16 protein-coding genes and 1 tRNA gene are annotated in these 17,213 nt (G+C 57.8%); 13 read left to right on the top strand and 4 right to left on the bottom strand.

Features of this window, described 5'->3' with window-relative positions:
- The first annotated feature begins 24 nt into the window (after positions 1-24).
- On the top strand, positions 25-753 hold the full coding sequence (locus QCD69_RS20010; protein WP_253459540.1) for a LytR/AlgR family response regulator transcription factor: 729 nt from the start codon (positions 25-27) through the stop codon (positions 751-753).
- Between the two features lie 28 nt (positions 754-781).
- Here the strand turns inward: QCD69_RS20010 and glk are convergent, their stop codons facing one another.
- Positions 782-1,747: a glucokinase gene (gene glk / locus QCD69_RS20015; protein ID WP_125290855.1), complete on the bottom strand. Its 966-nt coding sequence runs from the start codon at positions 1,745-1,747 to the stop codon at positions 782-784.
- A gap of 181 nt (positions 1,748-1,928) precedes the next feature.
- On the bottom strand, positions 1,929-3,575 hold the full coding sequence (locus QCD69_RS20020) for an alpha-keto acid decarboxylase family protein (RefSeq protein WP_301253317.1): 1,647 nt from the start codon (positions 3,573-3,575) through the stop codon (positions 1,929-1,931).
- 200 nt (positions 3,576-3,775) lie between these two features.
- Between QCD69_RS20020 and mgrA the strand changes: the two genes are divergently transcribed.
- Together mgrA and QCD69_RS20030 are read left to right on the top strand one after the other, a co-directional pair.
- Complete coding sequence (mgrA, locus tag QCD69_RS20025) at positions 3,776-4,765, top strand: L-glyceraldehyde 3-phosphate reductase (RefSeq protein ID WP_301253318.1); 990 nt, start codon at positions 3,776-3,778, stop codon at positions 4,763-4,765.
- A 155-nt stretch (positions 4,766-4,920) separates the two neighbouring features.
- Positions 4,921-5,262: a DUF2502 domain-containing protein gene (locus QCD69_RS20030; RefSeq protein ID WP_253459530.1), complete on the top strand. Its 342-nt coding sequence runs from the start codon at positions 4,921-4,923 to the stop codon at positions 5,260-5,262.
- 53 nt (positions 5,263-5,315) lie between these two features.
- Here QCD69_RS20030 and QCD69_RS20035 read toward each other — a convergent pair whose 3' ends face one another.
- A complete protein-coding gene (locus tag QCD69_RS20035) occupies positions 5,316-6,554 on the bottom strand; it encodes an Nramp family divalent metal transporter (RefSeq protein ID WP_301253319.1) in 1,239 nt (412 codons plus the stop codon).
- Between the two features lie 363 nt (positions 6,555-6,917).
- Between QCD69_RS20035 and QCD69_RS20040 the strand changes: the two genes are divergently transcribed.
- The 10 genes from QCD69_RS20040 to QCD69_RS20085 all read left to right on the top strand — a co-directional run bounded on the left by QCD69_RS20040 (position 6,918) and on the right by QCD69_RS20085 (position 16,694).
- Positions 6,918-8,105, top strand: coding sequence for a NupC/NupG family nucleoside CNT transporter (locus QCD69_RS20040; protein ID WP_253459524.1), 1,188 nt, complete (start codon positions 6,918-6,920; stop codon positions 8,103-8,105).
- Between the two features lie 165 nt (positions 8,106-8,270).
- Positions 8,271-8,762, top strand: a complete 492-nt coding sequence (locus QCD69_RS20045; protein WP_301253320.1) for a hypothetical protein — start codon at positions 8,271-8,273, stop codon at positions 8,760-8,762.
- Positions 8,740-8,898, top strand: a complete 159-nt coding sequence (locus QCD69_RS20050; RefSeq protein WP_301253322.1) for a hypothetical protein — start codon at positions 8,740-8,742, stop codon at positions 8,896-8,898. Before QCD69_RS20045 ends, QCD69_RS20050 begins: the two co-directional genes overlap by 23 nt.
- 492 nt (positions 8,899-9,390) lie before the next feature.
- On the top strand, positions 9,391-10,473 hold the full coding sequence (locus QCD69_RS20055) for an LLM class flavin-dependent oxidoreductase (RefSeq protein ID WP_253459518.1): 1,083 nt from the start codon (positions 9,391-9,393) through the stop codon (positions 10,471-10,473).
- On the top strand, positions 10,473-11,459 hold the full coding sequence (locus QCD69_RS20060) for an ABC transporter substrate-binding protein (RefSeq protein ID WP_301253323.1): 987 nt from the start codon (positions 10,473-10,475) through the stop codon (positions 11,457-11,459). The genes QCD69_RS20055 and QCD69_RS20060 overlap by 1 nt, the downstream gene beginning before the upstream one ends.
- On the top strand, positions 11,452-12,045 hold the full coding sequence (locus QCD69_RS20065) for a cysteine dioxygenase (RefSeq protein ID WP_301253325.1): 594 nt from the start codon (positions 11,452-11,454) through the stop codon (positions 12,043-12,045). Before QCD69_RS20060 ends, QCD69_RS20065 begins: the two co-directional genes overlap by 8 nt.
- A complete protein-coding gene (locus tag QCD69_RS20070) occupies positions 12,038-13,642 on the top strand; it encodes a rhodanese homology domain-containing protein (protein ID WP_301253326.1) in 1,605 nt (534 codons plus the stop codon). The genes QCD69_RS20065 and QCD69_RS20070 overlap by 8 nt, the downstream gene beginning before the upstream one ends.
- Before the next feature lie 236 nt (positions 13,643-13,878).
- Positions 13,879-14,742, top strand: a complete 864-nt coding sequence (locus QCD69_RS20075) for a glucose 1-dehydrogenase (protein ID WP_125290865.1) — start codon at positions 13,879-13,881, stop codon at positions 14,740-14,742.
- A 119-nt stretch (positions 14,743-14,861) separates the two neighbouring features.
- Positions 14,862-15,929, top strand: coding sequence for a class I mannose-6-phosphate isomerase (locus tag QCD69_RS20080; RefSeq protein WP_301253328.1), 1,068 nt, complete (start codon positions 14,862-14,864; stop codon positions 15,927-15,929).
- 9 nt (positions 15,930-15,938) lie between these two features.
- Positions 15,939-16,694: an alpha/beta fold hydrolase gene (locus QCD69_RS20085; protein WP_301253329.1), complete on the top strand. Its 756-nt coding sequence runs from the start codon at positions 15,939-15,941 to the stop codon at positions 16,692-16,694.
- Between the two features lie 344 nt (positions 16,695-17,038).
- On the opposite strand, the gene QCD69_RS20090 is transcribed toward QCD69_RS20085, so the two are convergent.
- Positions 17,039-17,114 (bottom strand) — tRNA-Ala (locus tag QCD69_RS20090).
- Positions 17,115-17,213: the final 99 nt, after the last annotated feature.

Genomic DNA, 17,213 nt, shown 5'->3' on the forward strand with positions numbered 1-17,213 from the left:
GGCCGCATTCACCGGGAAAGCGATGTGAAAGCCATTATTGTCGAAGACGAATTTCTGGCGCAGCAGGAGCTGAGCTGGCTGATCCGCCAGCACAGCCAGCTGCAAATCGAGGCCACGTTCGACGACGGGCTGGACGTGTTGAAATATCTGCAAAACCATCAGCCGGACGTCATCTTTTTGGATATTAATATTCCGTCGCTGGATGGCGTGCTGCTGGCGCAAAATATCAGTAAATTCGCCCATCGTCCGCATATCGTTTTTATCACCGCCTATAAAGAGCACGCGGTAGAGGCCTTCGAGCTGGAGGCGTTTGACTATATCCTTAAGCCCTACCATGAAATGCGTATTATCACCATGCTGCGCAAGCTGGAAAATACGCTACAGCAGGCCGCTTCCGGCGGCACAGACAGCCCGCGTAGCCAGGTGCATACCATTAACCTGACGCGGGACGAGCGCATTATCGTGACGGATATCAACGATATTTATTACGCCGAAGCCCATGAAAAAATGACGTTTGTTTATACGCGGCGGGAGGAGTACGTGATGTCGATGAATATCACTGAATTTTGCAGTCGACTACCCGAAGAGGCTTTTTTCCGCTGCCATCGTTCTTACTGCGTGAATCTGAGCAAAATCCGCGAAATCGAACCCTGGTTTAACAATACCTATATTCTGAAGCTGCGCGACCTGGAGTTTCAGGTGCCGGTCAGCCGCAGTAAAGTGCGGGAGTTTCGCCAGCTGATGCGGCTGTGAAAAAGGCCGGAAAACCGGCCTTTTTTGCTTACAGAATGGTGCCTAACGTCTGACGCAGATGCGCACCCGCGCCCAGCAGGCCAGGCTTTTCATGCGTAATCAGGTAGACAGGAATATTCTGCACGTAATCTTTAAAACGGCCCTTGTCTTCAAAAGCGGCACGGAAACCGGAGGCTTTAAAGAATTCCAGGAAGCGAGGCACGATGCCGCCAGCGATATAGACGCCGCCGAAGGTGCCCATGGTCAGCGCCAGGTTACCGCCGAAACGGCCCATGATCACGCAGAACATCGCCAGAGCGCGACGGCAGTCGGTGCAGCTGTCGTCCAGCGCGCGCTGAGAAACGTCCTTCGGCTTCAGGTTCTCCGGCACGCGGTTGTCGGCTTTGACAATCGCGCGGTAAAGGTTGACCAGGCCCGCGCCGGACAGCACGCGCTCGGCGGACACGTGGCCCAGCTCTTCGCGCAGCACTTCCAGGATCAGATCTTCCTCTTCGCTGTTGGCGGCGAAATCCACGTGGCCGCCCTCGCCCGGCAGGCTCACCCAGCGTTTATCCACATGAACCAGATGCGCCACGCCCAGACCGGTTCCGGCGCCGTAGACGGCGACCGGTTTGTCTTTAACCGGCGTCGTGCCGCCAAACTGCATCACGTCCTGCTCCGTCAGCATCGGGATCGCCATCGACACGGCAGTGAAGTCATTGATGATCTCAAGATGATCAAAGCCCAGATTCGCCTTCATCTTGCTGGTGGAGAAAGCCCAGTCGTGGTTGGTCATATCCACCCAGTCATCGGTGATCGGGCAGGCGATGGCGATGCAGCCATCCGTGACATCCTGCTGCTGCTCGGCAAGATAAAAACGGATGACTGCCTCAAGGCTATCGTAGTCTGCTGTGGAGAACGTTTTGGCTTGTGAGATGGCACCGTTCTCGACTTCGCACAGTGCCAGGCGCGCATTGGTGCCGCCTACATCACCTACCAAAGCATACTTAGTCATTATTGTTTTGCTCCGCTTACGTCATTTGTACACACTATAAATTTCCCCCACTCAAACAACAACGCCCAACCCTCACGGGCGAACGTAAAATCGCGCTGCGACCGACTACCTTACCTGCACTGGCCGCAATTTCCCACGGGCATCAATCTGAATCTGGCGTCTGAATTCGTTATCAGATTTTTCAGGACGCGTTGCGCTTGTCCAGCGCCGCCGTTACCGCCTGCAAAAGGGGCGGCACATCCAGCTGCGGCAGCATAACCTCCACCAGCGAGAGACGCGAGGTCTGTTCAATCACTTTTACCACTTCCTGCAATTGAGCGCTCTCTTCTACCCGCCAGCTTTGCGCCTCGCCGCGCGTGCTCAGCGCCTGCGGCAGCTGTGTCCAGTTCCACTGAGCAATGTCATTGTAGCGCTGATGCTCGCCGTGAATAGCCCGCTCAACAGTATAGCCGTCATTATTAAGAATAAAGACGATCGGCTTCAGGCCGTCGCGCAGCATCGATCCCAGCTCCTGGATGGTCAGCTGGGCCGCTCCGTCGCCGCAGAGCAAAATCACGCGCCGCGCCGGACAGGCAAGCTGTGCGCCCCAGGCGGCGGGCAGCGTAAAGCCGATCGATCCCCACAGCGGCTGACAGATAAAGGTAACGTCTTCAGGCAGCCGCAGCGCCGCCGCGCCAAACGCGGCCGTGCCCTGATCGGCCAGCACGATATCGCCGGGACGCAAAAAGTCCTGCATGATGCGCCAGAACGCATTCTGACTCAGTGCGCCAGCGGTCAGCTCGGGCAGCGCCGGCGGCAGCGCCTGCACATCGCGCCAGCCTTCGCCATAGCGTGTTGCCAGCTGATGCAACACGGCAACGGCATCCTTCATGGCGATCTGACTGAACGTCTGTGTACCAACCCGGCAGCGATACAGGCCAATATCAATATTACGTAGCGGATCGATATGCTGGGTGAACCCGGCAGTGATGGTATCCGTCCAGAGCGTGCCGACGGTGATCACCACGTCGCGCTGTTCGATATGCCGCTGCGTATCGCCCGCGCTGGCGGCGCCTGAGTAGGTGCCGACAAAGCCCGGCTGCTGTTCCGGCAGCACGCTTTTGCCCATCAGCAAGGTTGAAAAAGGCAAAGCCGTTGCCGTTACCAGTTTATGCAGCGGCTCACGCATTGCGGCGCGATCGGCAAGAAAATCGGCCAGCAGCGAGACGCTTTCAGCTTCCGCCAGCAGGGCTTCCGCCGCCGCGCTGAAGGCATCCAGACTGCTTTGCAGCGATTCGGCCCGGTAAGTCAGCGTGCCGATGGGCGGCTGGATGGGCGCTTCCGCCACGTCCGTAGGCATAAAGAGGTAAACGGGACGATGTTCGCGCAGCGCGGTAATCAGCAGCCGGTCGATTTCCGCCGCCGCGTTTTCTCTGGTCAATACGGCCTGCGCTATGGTGACCTCACGGGCAATGCGTAGAAAATGCGCGTAGTCGCCGTCGCCCAGCGTATGGTGCAGTAACAGCTTCTCTTCCTGCGCCGCGCTGGCTGGCGCGCCGACAATATGGATAACCGGCAGATATTCGGCATAGCTGCCCGCCACGCCGTTTAAGGCACTCAGTTCACCCACGCCGAAAGTGGTGAGCAGCGCCGCCGCGCCGCGACAGCGCGCATAGCCGTCGGCGGCATAGGCCGCGTTCAGCTCGTTGCTGCTGCCCGCCCAGGCAATCTTTTTGCTGGCGATAACGTGATCCAGAAACTGCAAATTGTAATCGCCCGGCACGCCGAACAGATGCCCGATGCCGATTTCCTGCAGACGCAGCAACAGATAGTCTCCAACGCTTTGCATGGCTTTCTCCTCTGATAGGTTGTAATGAGTATTGCGCATCCTTTGCGCGCCATGTGAAATCCGTCGTCGCCCGCGATGGCAAGCAAAGATGACGCCTGAGACTTTTCCGCAAGTTGCGATCCGCCGCGCGAACCGGTTCGGTGTAACCGTATACACTGCTATGCTCATTTTGCCTTTCCTTCTGAGCACAGGAACTTTTCATGGTTTATCAGCCTGACGAAAATCGTTATCAGACAATGAGTTATCACCGCTGCGGCCGCACCGGCCTGAAGCTGCCCGCCGTCTCGCTCGGCCTGTGGCATAACTTTGGCGACAGCACGCTGGTAGAGAACAGCCGCGCGCTGCTGCGCCACGCCTTCGACCAGGGCATTACCCATTTTGACCTTGCCAATAATTACGGCCCGCCGCCCGGCTCGGCAGAAGAAAACTTCGGTCGCATTCTGCGTCAGGATTTCGCTTCGCTGCGCGACGAGCTGATTATCTCTTCCAAAGCGGGCTATACAATGTGGGACGGGCCTTACGGCGACTGGGGTTCACGTAAATATCTGATCGCCAGCCTCGATCAGAGCCTGAAGCGTATGGGCCTGGACTATGTCGATATTTTTTATCACCACCGTCCCGATCCGGAAACGCCGCTGGAAGAAACCATGACCGCGCTGGATCACCTGGTGCGCCAGGGGAAAGCGCTTTACATCGCGCTTTCTAACTATCCGGCGCAGCTGGCGGCGGAGGCCATTGCCATCCTGAAGCAGCTGGGTACGCCCTGCCTAATCCACCAGCCGAAATACTCCATGTTTGAACGCGCGCCGGAAAACGGCCTGCTGGATGTGCTGCAGCAGCAGGGCGTCGGCTGTATCGCTTTCTCACCGCTGGCGGGCGGCGTGCTGACCGATCGTTATTTGCAGGGCATTCCGGAAGATTCACGCGCCGCCAGCGGCAGCCGTTTCCTCAGCAGCGAGCAGCTGACGCCGGAGAAGATGGAGAAAGTGCGGCAGCTGAACGAGCTGGCGCAGCAGCGCGGCCAGAAACTGTCGCAAATGGCGCTGGCCTGGGTACTGCGCGGCGGTCACGTCACGTCAGTGCTGATTGGCGCCAGCAAAACCAGTCAGATAGACGATGCCATAACGATGCTGAACCAGCGCGAATTCAGTCAAAGCGAGCTGGATCGCATCGACGCGATCCTCGCCTGATCCCTTTGCCGCCGCGTCCTGCGGCGGCCTGTCTTACTGACATTTCCTTTAACACTTTTTCGACACTTTTAGGAATTAGCCAGGCGAAACCCCTGCGCTCTCCTTATAATACTGGCATCAGGGCGGAGCAGTTGTGCCGCTGATAAGGAGAGAAAATGAAACATCTATTGCTTATTGCCGCTTTGCTGGCAGGTTCAGCCTTACACACAGCACAGGCTGACAGCGCCCGGATTATGTTAGCGCCGGGCGTTTCGCTTCATCTGGGCGATCGCGATCGTCACGGGCGTTACTGGGACGGCGGCCGCTGGCGCGAAGGCCACTGGTGGCGTAACAACTATCGCTATGGCGAGGGCCGCTGGTGGCGCCATGAACAGTGGCGCCGTCAACAGGAGATGCGTCAACGGCATGAATGGCGACGCGACCAGCGCTGGCGCGACCACGAAAGGCAGCGCGAATGGCGTCACGAGCGGGATCGTCACCACGACGGACGCTGGTAAAAAAAAGGGTGCTCACAGGAGCACCCTTTTTCACTTGTTGCTTAGCGTCTCGCCTAAAGCTCCATCGCCATAGATATCAGCAGATAGAAGTTCAGCGCCACCACCACCACCACGATAACCTTGCCTGCCGCCTGCATCAGGCGCGAGTTCACCAGTTCGCCCATCAGCTCGCGGTTGCCGGTAAAAGAGAGCAGCGGGATAAGCGCCAGCGCGATACCGAAGCTGAGCAGCACCTGGCTCATCACCAGAATGCGCGTCGGCTCCCAGCCTGCCAGGATCACGATAAACGAGGGCAGCATCGTCACAACGCGCCGCACCAGGAGCGGAATACGTATATGGATAAAGCCCTGCATTACCACCTGCCCCGCCATCGTTCCCACGACGGTGGAAGAGAGTCCGGCCGCCAGCAGGCTCAGACCGAAGACTATGGCCGCCGCACGGCCCAGCAGCGGATCGAGCGTCAGATAGGCCTGATCCAGATCCGCGATGCCGGTATGGCCGCTGAAGTGAAAAGCCGCCGCCGCCGTCGCCATCATCGCCAGATTCACAAATCCCGCGATGGTCATGGCGACCGCCACATCCAGTTTTGTCGAGGAGTAGCGCTCTGCGCGGCTGCCGCCGTCAGGGCTTTGCGTTAAGGAAGAGTGCAGATAAATCACGTGCGGCATAATCGTTGCGCCCAGCACGCCCGCCGCCAGCAGCACCGCATCGGCGGTCGGCAGCGTCGGCACGGCAAGGCCCTGCATCAGATCCATCACTTTTGGCTGAGAGAAAAACAGCTCGATCACATAGGCCGCCGCCACAAACAGCAGCAGGCCGCCGATGACCAGTTCCAGCGGCTTCTGGCCCCGGCTTTGCAGCATCAAAATCAGGAACGTCACCACGCCCGTCAGCACCGCACCCTGCAGTAAACTGACGCCAAAGAGCAGCTTAAAGCCGATAGCCGCGCCGATAAACTCGGCCAGGTCGGTGGCCATGGCGATAATTTCCGCCTGGATCCAGTAGAACCATACGGCAGGACGCGGAAAGCGATCGCGGATATGCTCCGCCAGGTTTTTGCCGGTGGCGATGCCCAGCTTAGCGGACATTAACTGGATCACCATCGCCATGATATTGGCCCAGACCACCACCCACAGCAGCTTATAGCCATAGGAAGCGCCAGCCTGGATATTGGTCGCGAAGTTGCCGGGATCGATATAGCCAATCGCCGCAATAAAAGCGGGCCCCATCAGCGCGAATTTGATTTTACGGGAACTACGGACCGTCTGCTCCGCGGTGCGGCCTTCAAACATCGTCTTACCCCTTAATACACCCGAGGAAGGTATTGTCATTCAAATGATAATGATTATCAACATCATTTGCACTGGTTAAACTTATCGCTGTAATAGCCTACGCTAAAAAGTATAGCCTTTGCTATACCCAAAGGTAGCGTTTCGTGTGGCCGATTTGTAAGCGATAAACTTACTTTAGGTTAAAAAGTATTCCCCCACAAGTTGACGGGTGGTTTTTTAAACAGTATCAGGATGTGACAGGAAAGCAGAATGTCGATTTAAGCCGATAGGAATTTATTATATTGAGGCTTTAGTCTCGTTTTTCTGCAACTTGTTACATAGAATGTGCAGCGAAATATAACAGCCTTCAAATTTGGAGCACTCATGTCCCGCATTCTGCATTTTGCTTTGGCGCTGGTGGTGGTGACGTTACTGGCCTTACTGGTCAGCAGCGATCGGAAAAATATCCGCGTCCGTTTTATTATTCAGCTTCTGGTGATCGAGGTGCTGCTGGCCTGGTTCTTCCTGAACTCCGAAATCGGCTTAGGGTTTGTCAAAGGCTTTGCCGGCTTCTTCGACAAGCTGCTGGGCTTTGCCGCTCAGGGCACCAGCTTTGTCTTTGGTGGCATGAACGATAAAGGCCTGGCGTTCTTCTGGCTTAACGTACTCTGCCCTATCGTCTTTATCTCCGCCCTTATTGGTATTCTGCAACACTTCCGTATTCTGCCCGTGGTTATCCGGGCAATCGGCACCGTGCTGTCAAAAGTCAACGGCATGGGTAAGCTGGAATCTTTTAACGCGGTAAGCTCGCTGATTTTGGGACAGTCAGAAAACTTTATCGCCTATAAAGATATTCTGGGCAAAATGTCGCAGCGCCGCATGTACACCATGGCCGCTACGGCGATGTCGACCGTATCGATGTCCATCGTCGGCGCCTATATGACCATGCTCCAGCCGAAATATGTGGTGGCCGCGCTGATCCTGAATATGTTCAGCACCTTTATCGTGCTGTCGTTGATCAACCCGTACCGCATCGAAAACGAAGAAGACCTGAAGCTGAACGATCTGCATCAGGGACAGAGCTTCTTTGAAATGCTGGGCGAATATATCCTTGCCGGTTTCAAAGTGGCGGTCATCGTCGCCGCGATGCTGATTGGCTTTATCGCGCTGATCTCCGCCGTCAATACGCTGTTTGATACGATTTTTGGTATCAGCTTCCAGGGCGTGCTGGGCTATGTGTTCTATCCTTTTGCCTGGGTAATGGGCGTGCCCGCCAGCGAAGCGTTGCAGGTCGGCAGTATCATGGCGACCAAGCTGGTTTCCAACGAATTCGTGGCGATGATCGACCTGCAAAAAATTGCCGGTACTCTGTCGCCGCGCGGCGAAGGCATCCTTTCCGTGTTCCTGGTTTCTTTTGCCAACTTCTCCTCTATCGGCATCGTGGCGGGCGCTATCAAAGGCCTGAACGAAGAGCAGGGCAACGTAGTGTCGCGCTTCGGCATGAAGCTGCTGTACGGTTCGACGCTGGTTAGCGTGCTCTCCGCTTCCATTGCAGGCCTGGTGCTGGGCTGATAGCGGTCTGGCTCGACAAGAAAGGCGAATCTCCGGGTTCGCCTTTTTTTTGCGTATCGTCTCGCAGTAAAACATTTTATGTCGCGCATCCGGGAAGATCGCCTTTAACCCATAATAAAAGTAATGCTATAAAGCAGCCCATGAGACTCAGGATGAGGATTTGTTATGGCGGGCTGCCACTATGAAATCTTACATAGCGAGCTGCAGGGATTTGATGTCTACAGGACGATGGATATCAGATTTATGTTTGCTGCCCAGGTAAATCGGCAGATGACTTTCCGATTGGCCTTTTTTGCGAAAGCGGCAGCCGAAATACCGCTACTCATAAAGCTGTTCGGTGATGAAGTAGCTGACGCCAACCAGGCCGTCGTCAGCTTTTACAACCTTGAAGCACAGGATAATCCCGACTGCGATATGTTCGACAGGCCGCCAGCCGCCGCCGCGCTTACGCTACATGAAACGCTGTTTTTTTACGCGTCTCTGATCGACATCATTCTGCAGGTTGCCAGGCGAGAAAACATACAACTCCTGGCCTTCCAGGCGTATACTCCTCAACTGATTAAAGTTTACGATCGGCTGGTCAGACAGCAGGCTGGCCAGCGCAACCTCAGGGTATTTAAAGAAGGAGCGAACTATGTGCTACAAATGGACAATTGAAACCCCAACCCAACATATTGATTTCGACGCTATCCGCATGCAAAAAAAGGCAATGATTAGGCACCTCCTGCAGGCGAAGAAAAAAGCGGAACAGGCAGGCGAGATAGTCAGCAAGCCTTTTAAGATGGGTGACTGAAAGCTTTTGCCTTTCCTGACCCGCCTTTCGCGGGTCGGTTCGATAAGCCTTCCAGGCTTCCGGCGCGCTGCTTGCTTCGCGTTATCTTCTTAGCCAGCACGCCTTCTCTTTTAATCAGCACGCCGCAGCATTCAGCCAACATACCTCAGCGTTAAATCAGTGCACCTCAGCGTTTAGCCAGCATCTCGCCCGTTTAGCCAATACACTTCAGCGTTTAGCCAGCACCTCGCCCGTTTAGCCAATACACTTCAGCGTTTAGCCAGCGGCTCGCCCGTTTAGCCAACACACCGCAGCGTTTAGCCAGCGTCTCGCCCGTTTAGTCAACACACCGCAGCGTTTAGCCAGCGGCTCGTTCGTTATGCGCCAAAAGCCGCCTTCGCCATAGCTGTTTTTTAACTTTCCTCAGCACATATAAGAATTTCACAGCTTACGTCTCTGAAAGTAGGGTTCCTTCTACGCCCTTTTCTGCCCGCCCACTTCGGAGAATTCAGGATGAGCATTCAGTTTCTTGGCATGATCGGCCATCGCCTGGCCTCGGAAATCATTCCGCCCAGCGGCCCCATTTTTAACAAACAGTATATCGCCGACTTCGCCCGCGCCCATGAACAGGCCGGCTTCGATCGCGTTCTGGTCGGTTACTGGTCAGATCAGCCCGACGGCTTTCTGGTCACCGCCCACGCGGCGGCACATACCTCAAAAGTGAAGTTCCTGCTGGCGCACCGTCCCGGCTTTGTCTCCCCTACCCTTGCCGCCCGCAAGCTGGCGACGCTGGATCAGCTGACCGATGGCCGCCTGGCGGTGCATATCATCAGCGGCGGCAACGATGCCGAACAGCGTCGCGACGGTGATTACCTTAACAAAGCCGAACGCTATGCGCGCACCGATGAGTTTTTGCAGGTACTGAAAAACAGCCTCACGGCCGAAGCGCCTTTCGACCATCAGGGCGAGCTTTATCAGGCTGAACAGGCTTTTTCCGCCGTCAAGCCGCTACAGCCGCAGCTGCCGGTCTATTTTGGCGGTTCCTCGCCGGAAGCGATTAGCGTGGCGGCGAAACATGCCGACGTTTTCGCGCTGTGGGGCGAACCGCTGGCGGGCGCGGCCGAAACCGTGCGTACGGTACGTGCCGCCGCCGCTCGCCATGGTCGACAGATCGGTTTTAATATCTCTTTCCGTCCGATTATCGCCGCGACCGAAAAAGAAGCCTGGGAAAAAGCGGAGTATATCCGCGAAACGGCCCGGCAGAAGCTGCTCGCTACCGGCCACGACTTCGGCCTGCCAAAACCGCAGAGCGTCGGTGCGGAACGGCTGTTCGCCGCTGCTAACGAAGGCGATCGCCTGGATAAAAATCTGTGGACCGGCATCGCCAAACTGGTCGGCGGCGGCTATAACTCCACTTCGCTGGTCGGCACGCCGGATCAGGTTTCCGACGCGCTACTGGATTACTACAACCTGGGCATCGAAAGCGTGCTGATCCGGGGTTTCGATCCGCTCAACGACGCGCTGGAGTATGGCAAAGAGCTGATCCCGCTGACGCGCGAAAAAGTTGCGGCGCGCCGTGTCGCAAGGAGCGCCTGATGCGTGTGGTCGTCGCCATCCTGCTTTCGGTTATGGCTGGCGCCGCTACGGCGGCAGAAAAAGTGACGCTGCGCCTGGGTGACGTTAAGGGCGATCGCTTTATTTCGCTACGAGAGTCCGGCGAGCTGAATAATTTACCTTATGAGCTGAAACTGACCTCATTTGACTCCGGCGCGCCGGTGCAGGAAGCGCTGAATGCCGGCGCGCTGGACGTAGGTTTTACCGGCGATCTGCCTTTCCTGTTTGTCTATGCCGCCGGCGCGCCGGTGAAGGCGGTAGGCGCATGGCAAAACAATCCCGACAGCATCGCCCTGCTGACGCGGCCAGACAGCGGTATTCACAAGCTGAGCGATCTGAAAGGCAAACAGATCGCCGTTAATCGCGGCGGCTGGGGACACTATCTGGTGCTGGGGCTGCTTGAGCGAGCCGGACTGAAGCCCGCCGACGTTAAGCTGCGTTTTCTTGGCCCGGTTGATGGCCGCGCCGCGCTGGCCAGCCATGCCGTAGATGCCTGGGCGACCTGGGAACCCTATGTCTCTTCGGCCATCGTGGTGGATAACGCGGTACTGGTGCCGCAGGGCGGCGGCAAGGGCATTCTTTCCGGCTATTCGTATGCGCTCGCCCGCGAGGAAGCGTTAAAGGATCCGGCTAAACGTCAGGCGATCGCCGATCTTCAGGGCCGACTGGCCAAAGCGCAGATCTGGGCGATACAGCATCCGGCAGCCTTTGCCGACGCGCTGAGCAAATCGCTGGGGATGCCGCCCGCCATTACGCAGCGCTGGATCGCCAGCGCGCAGATCCGTCCGGTCAATTTCACGCCCACGCTGGCGGATTCGCTCCAGCATTCCGCCGACTTTTTCTTACGTTACCGCGTGCTGCCGAAAGCGGTGAATGTCCGCCAGGCTTTCGATTATCAGCTGGCGGGCCAGGCTAATCAGGCGGCCGCCGGATTAACACAGCCTGCCGGGGAGAACAGCCATGAGTAACCTTCAGCACCATCGTTTGCGCGCCTTTGTCGGCGATCTGGCCGCGCTGCTGGACACAAAGCCTCCAGAACAGCGCGTGCTGCAAGAAGGCAGCGAGCTGCTAAAACAGCTTATCCGCCACGATGACTGGCTGGCTGAGCCTTTTGCGCAGACCGATCCGCAGCGCTATCAACAATATCTGCTGTATGCCGACGCGCAGCAGCGCTTTTCTGTTGTCAGTTTCGTCTGGGGAGCGGGCCAGTCAACGCCGGTGCACGACCACCGGGTCTGGGGGTTAATTGGCATGCTGCGCGGCGCGGAAGTTGCGCAGCACTTTCGTCGTGATGAGCAAGGCGCACTCTGGCCCGAAGGCGAGCCCGTTCGCCTGAATGCTGGCGACGTAGAGGCCGTTTCGCCTGAGGTGGGTGATATCCACCGCGTCAGCAACGCTTTTGCCGATCGCCCCTCCATCAGCATTCACGTTTACGGCGGCAATATCGGCGCGGTGAAACGGGCCGTTTATGACGAGGACGGCAGCGAAAAACCGTTCATCTCCGGCTATAACAACGCTTTTTTACCAAATATTTGGGATCTCTCACATGGCTAAGCAATCACTGCCTTTACGTCACTACAGCGATATTCGCTACGCCCTGCTCCAGCGCCAGGAAACTGCGCTGCTGGACGTGCGGGAAGAGGCTTATTACGCCGAAGGCCACCCGCTGTTTGCCGCTAATATTCCCTTGTCGAAGCTGGAACTGGAGATAATTAACCGCGTCCCACGCCTGGCGACGCCCGTCACGCTGTATGACAACGGCGAAGGCCTGGCGCAGGCCGCCGCCGAAAGGTTAATCGCGCTGGGCTACAGCAACGTGGCGCTGCTGGCGGGCGGCCTGCAGGGCTGGATCGAAGCGGGCGGCGAAATCTTTATCGACGTCAATTCGCCGAGCAAGGCGTTTGGCGAACTGGTCGAAAGCCGTGCCCACACGCCTTCGCTGCCCGCGCAGGAGGTCCATGCCCTGCTGCAAAGCGGTGAGCCGGTAGTGGTGCTGGACAGCCGCCGCTTTGACGAATATCAGACCATGAGCATTCCGGGCGGCATCAGCGTGCCGGGCGCCGAGCTGGTGCTGCGGGTCAGGGATCTGGCCCCGTCGCCGGAAACAAAAATTATCGTCAACTGCGCCGGACGCACTCGCAGCATTATCGGTACGCAGTCGCTGGTCAATGCGGGCGTGCGTAATCCGATTTATGCGCTGCGCAATGGCACCATTGGCTGGACGCTGGCCGGGCTGGCGCTGGATCATCAGCAGAACCGCCGTTACGGCGAGGTGAGCGAGACCGCGCAGCTTCAGGCCGCACGCAGCGCCCGGAAGGTTGCCGATCGCGCTGGCGTCAGGCAGATTACGCTCGCTGATTTGACCGCTTTGCGGCAGCAAACCCAGCGCACGGTTTATCTGTTTGACGTGCGCGACGCCGAAGAATACGCAGCGGGTCATTTACCCGGCGCTCGCCACGTGCCGGGCGGCCAGCTGGTGCAGGAAACGGATCACTATGCCAGCGTGCGCGGTGCAAAAATCGTGCTGGTTGACGACAAAAAAGCGCGCGCCGGTATGAGTGCCTCCTGGCTGACGCAGATGGGCTGGGACGTTGCGGTTGTGGATAATATCAGCCGACAAGATTTTATCGAGCACGGCGACTGGAAACCCACGGTGCCGCCCCTGCCCGCCCTGCCGGAAGTGGAGCCAGCCGGGCTGGCCGCATGGCTGGAAGCGGGCGACACGCAGGTGCTGGATTTCACCACCAGCGCGAACTATGTGGCGGGCCATATCCCCGGCGCGTCCTGGCTGCAACGCTCGCTGCTGACGCGGACGGGCAGCGCTGCGCTGCCGCCGGCAGAGCGTTACGTGGTGACCTGCGGCAGCAGTCTGCTGGCTCGCTACGCCGTAGAAGAGCTGTCCGCGCTGACGCAAAAACCGGTAACGGTTCTTAAAGGCGGCAACGCAGCCTGGCGAGCTGCCGGTTTACCCATACAGCAGGGTGAAACAAGATTGCTGCAACCGCGGGACGATCGCTACCGTCGCCCTTATGAAGGCACCGACAACGCCGCCTCTGCGATGCAGGCCTACCTGGACTGGGAATATGGCCTGATTTCGCAGCTGGATCGCGACGGCACGCACGGTTTTAACGTCCTTACGCCCTCCGCCTGACTTTGCCAGGCCGTGTTGAAGCGGCCTGGTTTCCCGTCCGCCGCTTTTCTGCCCCGTTGGTCGAATCGGTTTAGCACTTTCGTTTTTTTTGACTATGCTTATTCCTTAACGGTCAGAAATCACCGAATCCGTTGTAAAAATCATTGTTATTCATTCTGTTGCCGAGCGAACTCCGGTTCCTGCGGCAGCATAATTCATTTATCACCGGCATTCTTGCTGGTTCAAGAGGAGAGCCTATGTCGACGACAAATCGCCCCCAACCTCCACTCCCAGAACAACAGCAAACATGGCCGGGAGCGACTAACGAAATGCAGCCCGTTCCCGATCACGGCGAAGCCAGCTATCAAGGCTCCGGCCGTCTGAAAGGTAAAAAAGCCATTATTACCGGTGGCGACTCCGGTATCGGCCGCGCCGTGGCTATCGCCTATGCTCGTGAAGGCGCGGACGTGCTGATTTCCTATCTGGACGAGCACGAAGATGCGAAAGAAACCGCGCGCCTGATTGAAGAAGCGGGACAGAAAGCAGTACTGGTGGCTGGCGACGTGACCGAAGCGGAACACTGCAAGGCTATCGTCAGCAAGGCCGTGGAAGCCTTCGGCGAAATCAATATCGTGGTCAATAACGCCGCCTTCCAGATGACCCGTGAGTCGCTGGATGAGATCAGCGATGACGAGTTTGACCGCACGATGAAAACCAATATCTATGCCATGTTCCGCATCTGTAAAGCGGCGGTGCCGCATATGCCTGCGGGCGGCTCTATTATCAATACCGCCTCGGTTAATGCCGATCAGCCCAAGCCGAAACTGATTGCCTATTCCGCCACCAAAGCGGCGATTATCAACTTTTCCGGCAGCCTGGCTGCTCTGCTGGCGGATAAGGGTATTCGCTCCAACGCCGTGGCCCCTGGCCCGATCTGGACGCCGCTGATCCCTGCCACGATGCCGACCGAACAGGTTAAAAACTTCGGCAGCGAAGTGCCAATGCAGCGCGCCGGGCAGCCTGCCGAGCTGGCACCTGCCTATGTGATGCTGGCCAGCGACGAAGCCAGCTATATCTCCGGCGCGACCATCGCCGTCACCGGCGGCGTTGCCGTCATCTGATCGTCTGGCTATGGGGCTGCGGCTCCATAGCCTTCTCGCCCGTTCTCTTCCCGCTTTCCTGCCCGGACGGCCTTGTCACGCCCTAAGGACAGAGAACGGACGTCTTTTAAGGAGCGAAGATGAAAGCCTATCCCTTACGGCTGACGCTGCCGATTGCCACCCATATCTTCGGTGGCGAACTGATTAAAACCCGCCTCGCCAAAACGGGCCTGCCTGACGGACGCATAGCGGAAACCTGGGAAGTTAGCGATGTGGAAGGCATGCGCGCCACCGTTAAAAACGGCGACTATGCCGGTATGAGCCTGCACGAGCTGACCGAACGCTATCCCGACGAGCTGGTTGCGCCCGGCTGGCGCGGCCCGCATTTCCCGCTGCTGAGCAAATTTATTGACGGCACCGGGATGCTGCCGGTGCATCTGCACGCCAACGATGAGGCAGCGCAGCGCCTTGAGCAGCAGCCCAACGGCAAAAGCGAGGCCTGGCATATTTTATGGGCCGCGCCCGGTGCCAGCTGCCTGGCAGGCATCAAGCCCGGCGTCAACCAGCCACGCCTGCGCGCTGCTCTGCTGGCTGAAGAATACGACGAGGTAATGGAACGCTATCCGGTTAAAACCGGCGACACTTTTTATGTGCCGGGCGGCATGCTGCACTCTTTCGGCCCGGATACGCTGATTTATGAAATTGAGCAAACGTCCAATATCCAGCAGCACGCCATGCCGTGGCAGATGGAGGACGGCAGCAAAATATCGCCGCAGGAGCGGGAGAAGAACATCGACGCGCTGCTGGCGGAGCTGCGTCCGGAGCTGACCACGCGGCCGCATCAGGGCCTGACCGTGGAAGAAAACGATCGGGTCACGCGGCTGTTTTGCTGTGCCGGGCCTTATTTCGCGCTGGAACGCTGGCGGGTTTCCGCCGCCTGTGACTACGGCTTCACGCGCGCGCGCATTATTTCCAACCTGGGCGAGCCGCTGCAAATTGAGGCGGCGGGCGAAAGCTGGACGTTGGAACGCGCGGAAACGCTGCTGCTGCCCGCCGCGCTGGGCAAAGTCACTTTCAGCACACCCGGCGAGTTCCTGGTGGGCTATGTGCCGGATCTGGAAGCCGAAGTGAACCAGCCTTTGCGCGCGCGCGGTTATGACGAGCAGACTATCGCCATGCTCGGTGACGTCAAAGATCAATTACGTTAGGAGTGTTTTATGCTGCCCTGTTCTCTGCACGGCAAGGCGAACGATGCGCCGGTTTTCGTCCTGCTGCACTATTTAGGCGGCTCTGGACATACCTGGTATCCGACCATCAGCTGGCTGGACGAGCACCACCGCTGCGTCACGCTGGATACGCCAGGCTTTGGCGCAGCGACCAATATTCCCGGTTATGACGTAGCGTCGATGGTAGCGCAGTTCGACGAAAGCATTCGCGCACTGCAGCTCAACAACTGTATCCTGGTCGGTCATTCGATGACCGGAAAAGTCGCCCTGGCGCTGGCGGCGCGTCGGCCAGACTACCTGAAAGGACTGATTCTGGTCGCGCCTTCGCCGCCCGGCCCGCAGCCGATGAGCGAGGAAGATCGCCGTAGCCAGATTAACTATGGCGGCAGCCGGGAAGAAGCGGAACAGTTTGTGGATACGGCAGCCAGCGAGCGTTTGCCCGATGTGGTGCGCGAGATAGCTATCCGCGACGCCCGCCGCGCGAATCTTAACGCCTGGCGTGCCTGGCCTGAAGCAGGGAGTCGGGAAGACTGGTCGACGCGTATCGGTACCGTCGACTGTCCGGCCTTGTTGATCGCCGGCTCGGCCGACGATCAGGTGCCTTCTGCTGAAGATCAGCAGAAAATGACGCTCTCGCACCTTCCCGCCGGGCGGCTGGAAGTGATTGCGGGCGCGGGCCACCTGATGCCGCTACAAACGCCACAAGAGCTGGCTGAAAGAATGCTGACCTTCGCCGCCACGCTTTAACCTGCCCCAGCGGAGACGGACGTCTCCGCTCTTTCTCAATCACTGGCGCGCGTTTTGTAAACGGGATTAGCGTAATCTTCCATATTAATGCCGTCGTTGCGGCGTTCTCAGGAGAAATCCGTGGAGCTGGTCTTACGGAAGATCTAACCCAGATTTTAGCTGCGGCCCCTTGTTCAGCTATTCAGCTGGAGGATTTAACGCATTTACAGGATTAAGGCCCGATTTATCAGGTAACAGGCAAAACAGGATCGGGAGCTGATAAGCAGAACAGATAAACAGAAGAAAAAAACAGGGATGCGGCTGCGCAAGCGCTGCCAGAAACAGAGAAGGACGAAAGAAGTGATTGGTGGAGATAAGCGGGATCGAACCGCTGACCTCTTGCATGCCATGCAAGCGCTCTCCCAGCTGAGCTATACCCCCACAACAAAATACCGGTTTTTCGCGCCAAATCGTCTGGTGAAGATTTGGTGGAGATAAGCGGGATCGAACCGCTGACCTCTTGCATGCCATGCAAGCGCT

The sequence above is a fragment of the Erwinia sp. PsM31 genome (assembly GCF_030433775.1).
GTDB lineage: Bacteria > Pseudomonadota > Gammaproteobacteria > Enterobacterales > Enterobacteriaceae > Erwinia > Erwinia aeris.

Coding starts and splice junctions, on each gene's coding strand:
- QCD69_RS20045 (WP_301253320.1), top strand. CDS start 8,271: ATGGCGGGCTGCCACTATGAAATCTTACATAGCGAGCTGCAGGGATTT.
- QCD69_RS20070 (WP_301253326.1), top strand. CDS start 12,038: ATGGCTAAGCAATCACTGCCTTTACGTCACTACAGCGATATTCGCTAC.
- QCD69_RS20065 (WP_301253325.1), top strand. CDS start 11,452: ATGAGTAACCTTCAGCACCATCGTTTGCGCGCCTTTGTCGGCGATCTG.
- QCD69_RS20030 (WP_253459530.1), top strand. CDS start 4,921: ATGAAACATCTATTGCTTATTGCCGCTTTGCTGGCAGGTTCAGCCTTA.
- QCD69_RS20060 (WP_301253323.1), top strand. CDS start 10,473: ATGCGTGTGGTCGTCGCCATCCTGCTTTCGGTTATGGCTGGCGCCGCT.
- QCD69_RS20035 (WP_301253319.1), bottom strand. CDS start 6,554: ATGTTTGAAGGCCGCACCGCGGAGCAGACGGTCCGTAGTTCCCGTAAA.
- mgrA (WP_301253318.1), top strand. CDS start 3,776: ATGGTTTATCAGCCTGACGAAAATCGTTATCAGACAATGAGTTATCAC.
- QCD69_RS20040 (WP_253459524.1), top strand. CDS start 6,918: ATGTCCCGCATTCTGCATTTTGCTTTGGCGCTGGTGGTGGTGACGTTA.
- QCD69_RS20085 (WP_301253329.1), top strand. CDS start 15,939: ATGCTGCCCTGTTCTCTGCACGGCAAGGCGAACGATGCGCCGGTTTTC.
- QCD69_RS20075 (WP_125290865.1), top strand. CDS start 13,879: ATGTCGACGACAAATCGCCCCCAACCTCCACTCCCAGAACAACAGCAA.
- QCD69_RS20080 (WP_301253328.1), top strand. CDS start 14,862: ATGAAAGCCTATCCCTTACGGCTGACGCTGCCGATTGCCACCCATATC.
- QCD69_RS20055 (WP_253459518.1), top strand. CDS start 9,391: ATGAGCATTCAGTTTCTTGGCATGATCGGCCATCGCCTGGCCTCGGAA.
- glk (WP_125290855.1), bottom strand. CDS start 1,747: ATGACTAAGTATGCTTTGGTAGGTGATGTAGGCGGCACCAATGCGCGC.
- QCD69_RS20020 (WP_301253317.1), bottom strand. CDS start 3,575: ATGCAAAGCGTTGGAGACTATCTGTTGCTGCGTCTGCAGGAAATCGGC.
- QCD69_RS20050 (WP_301253322.1), top strand. CDS start 8,740: ATGTGCTACAAATGGACAATTGAAACCCCAACCCAACATATTGATTTC.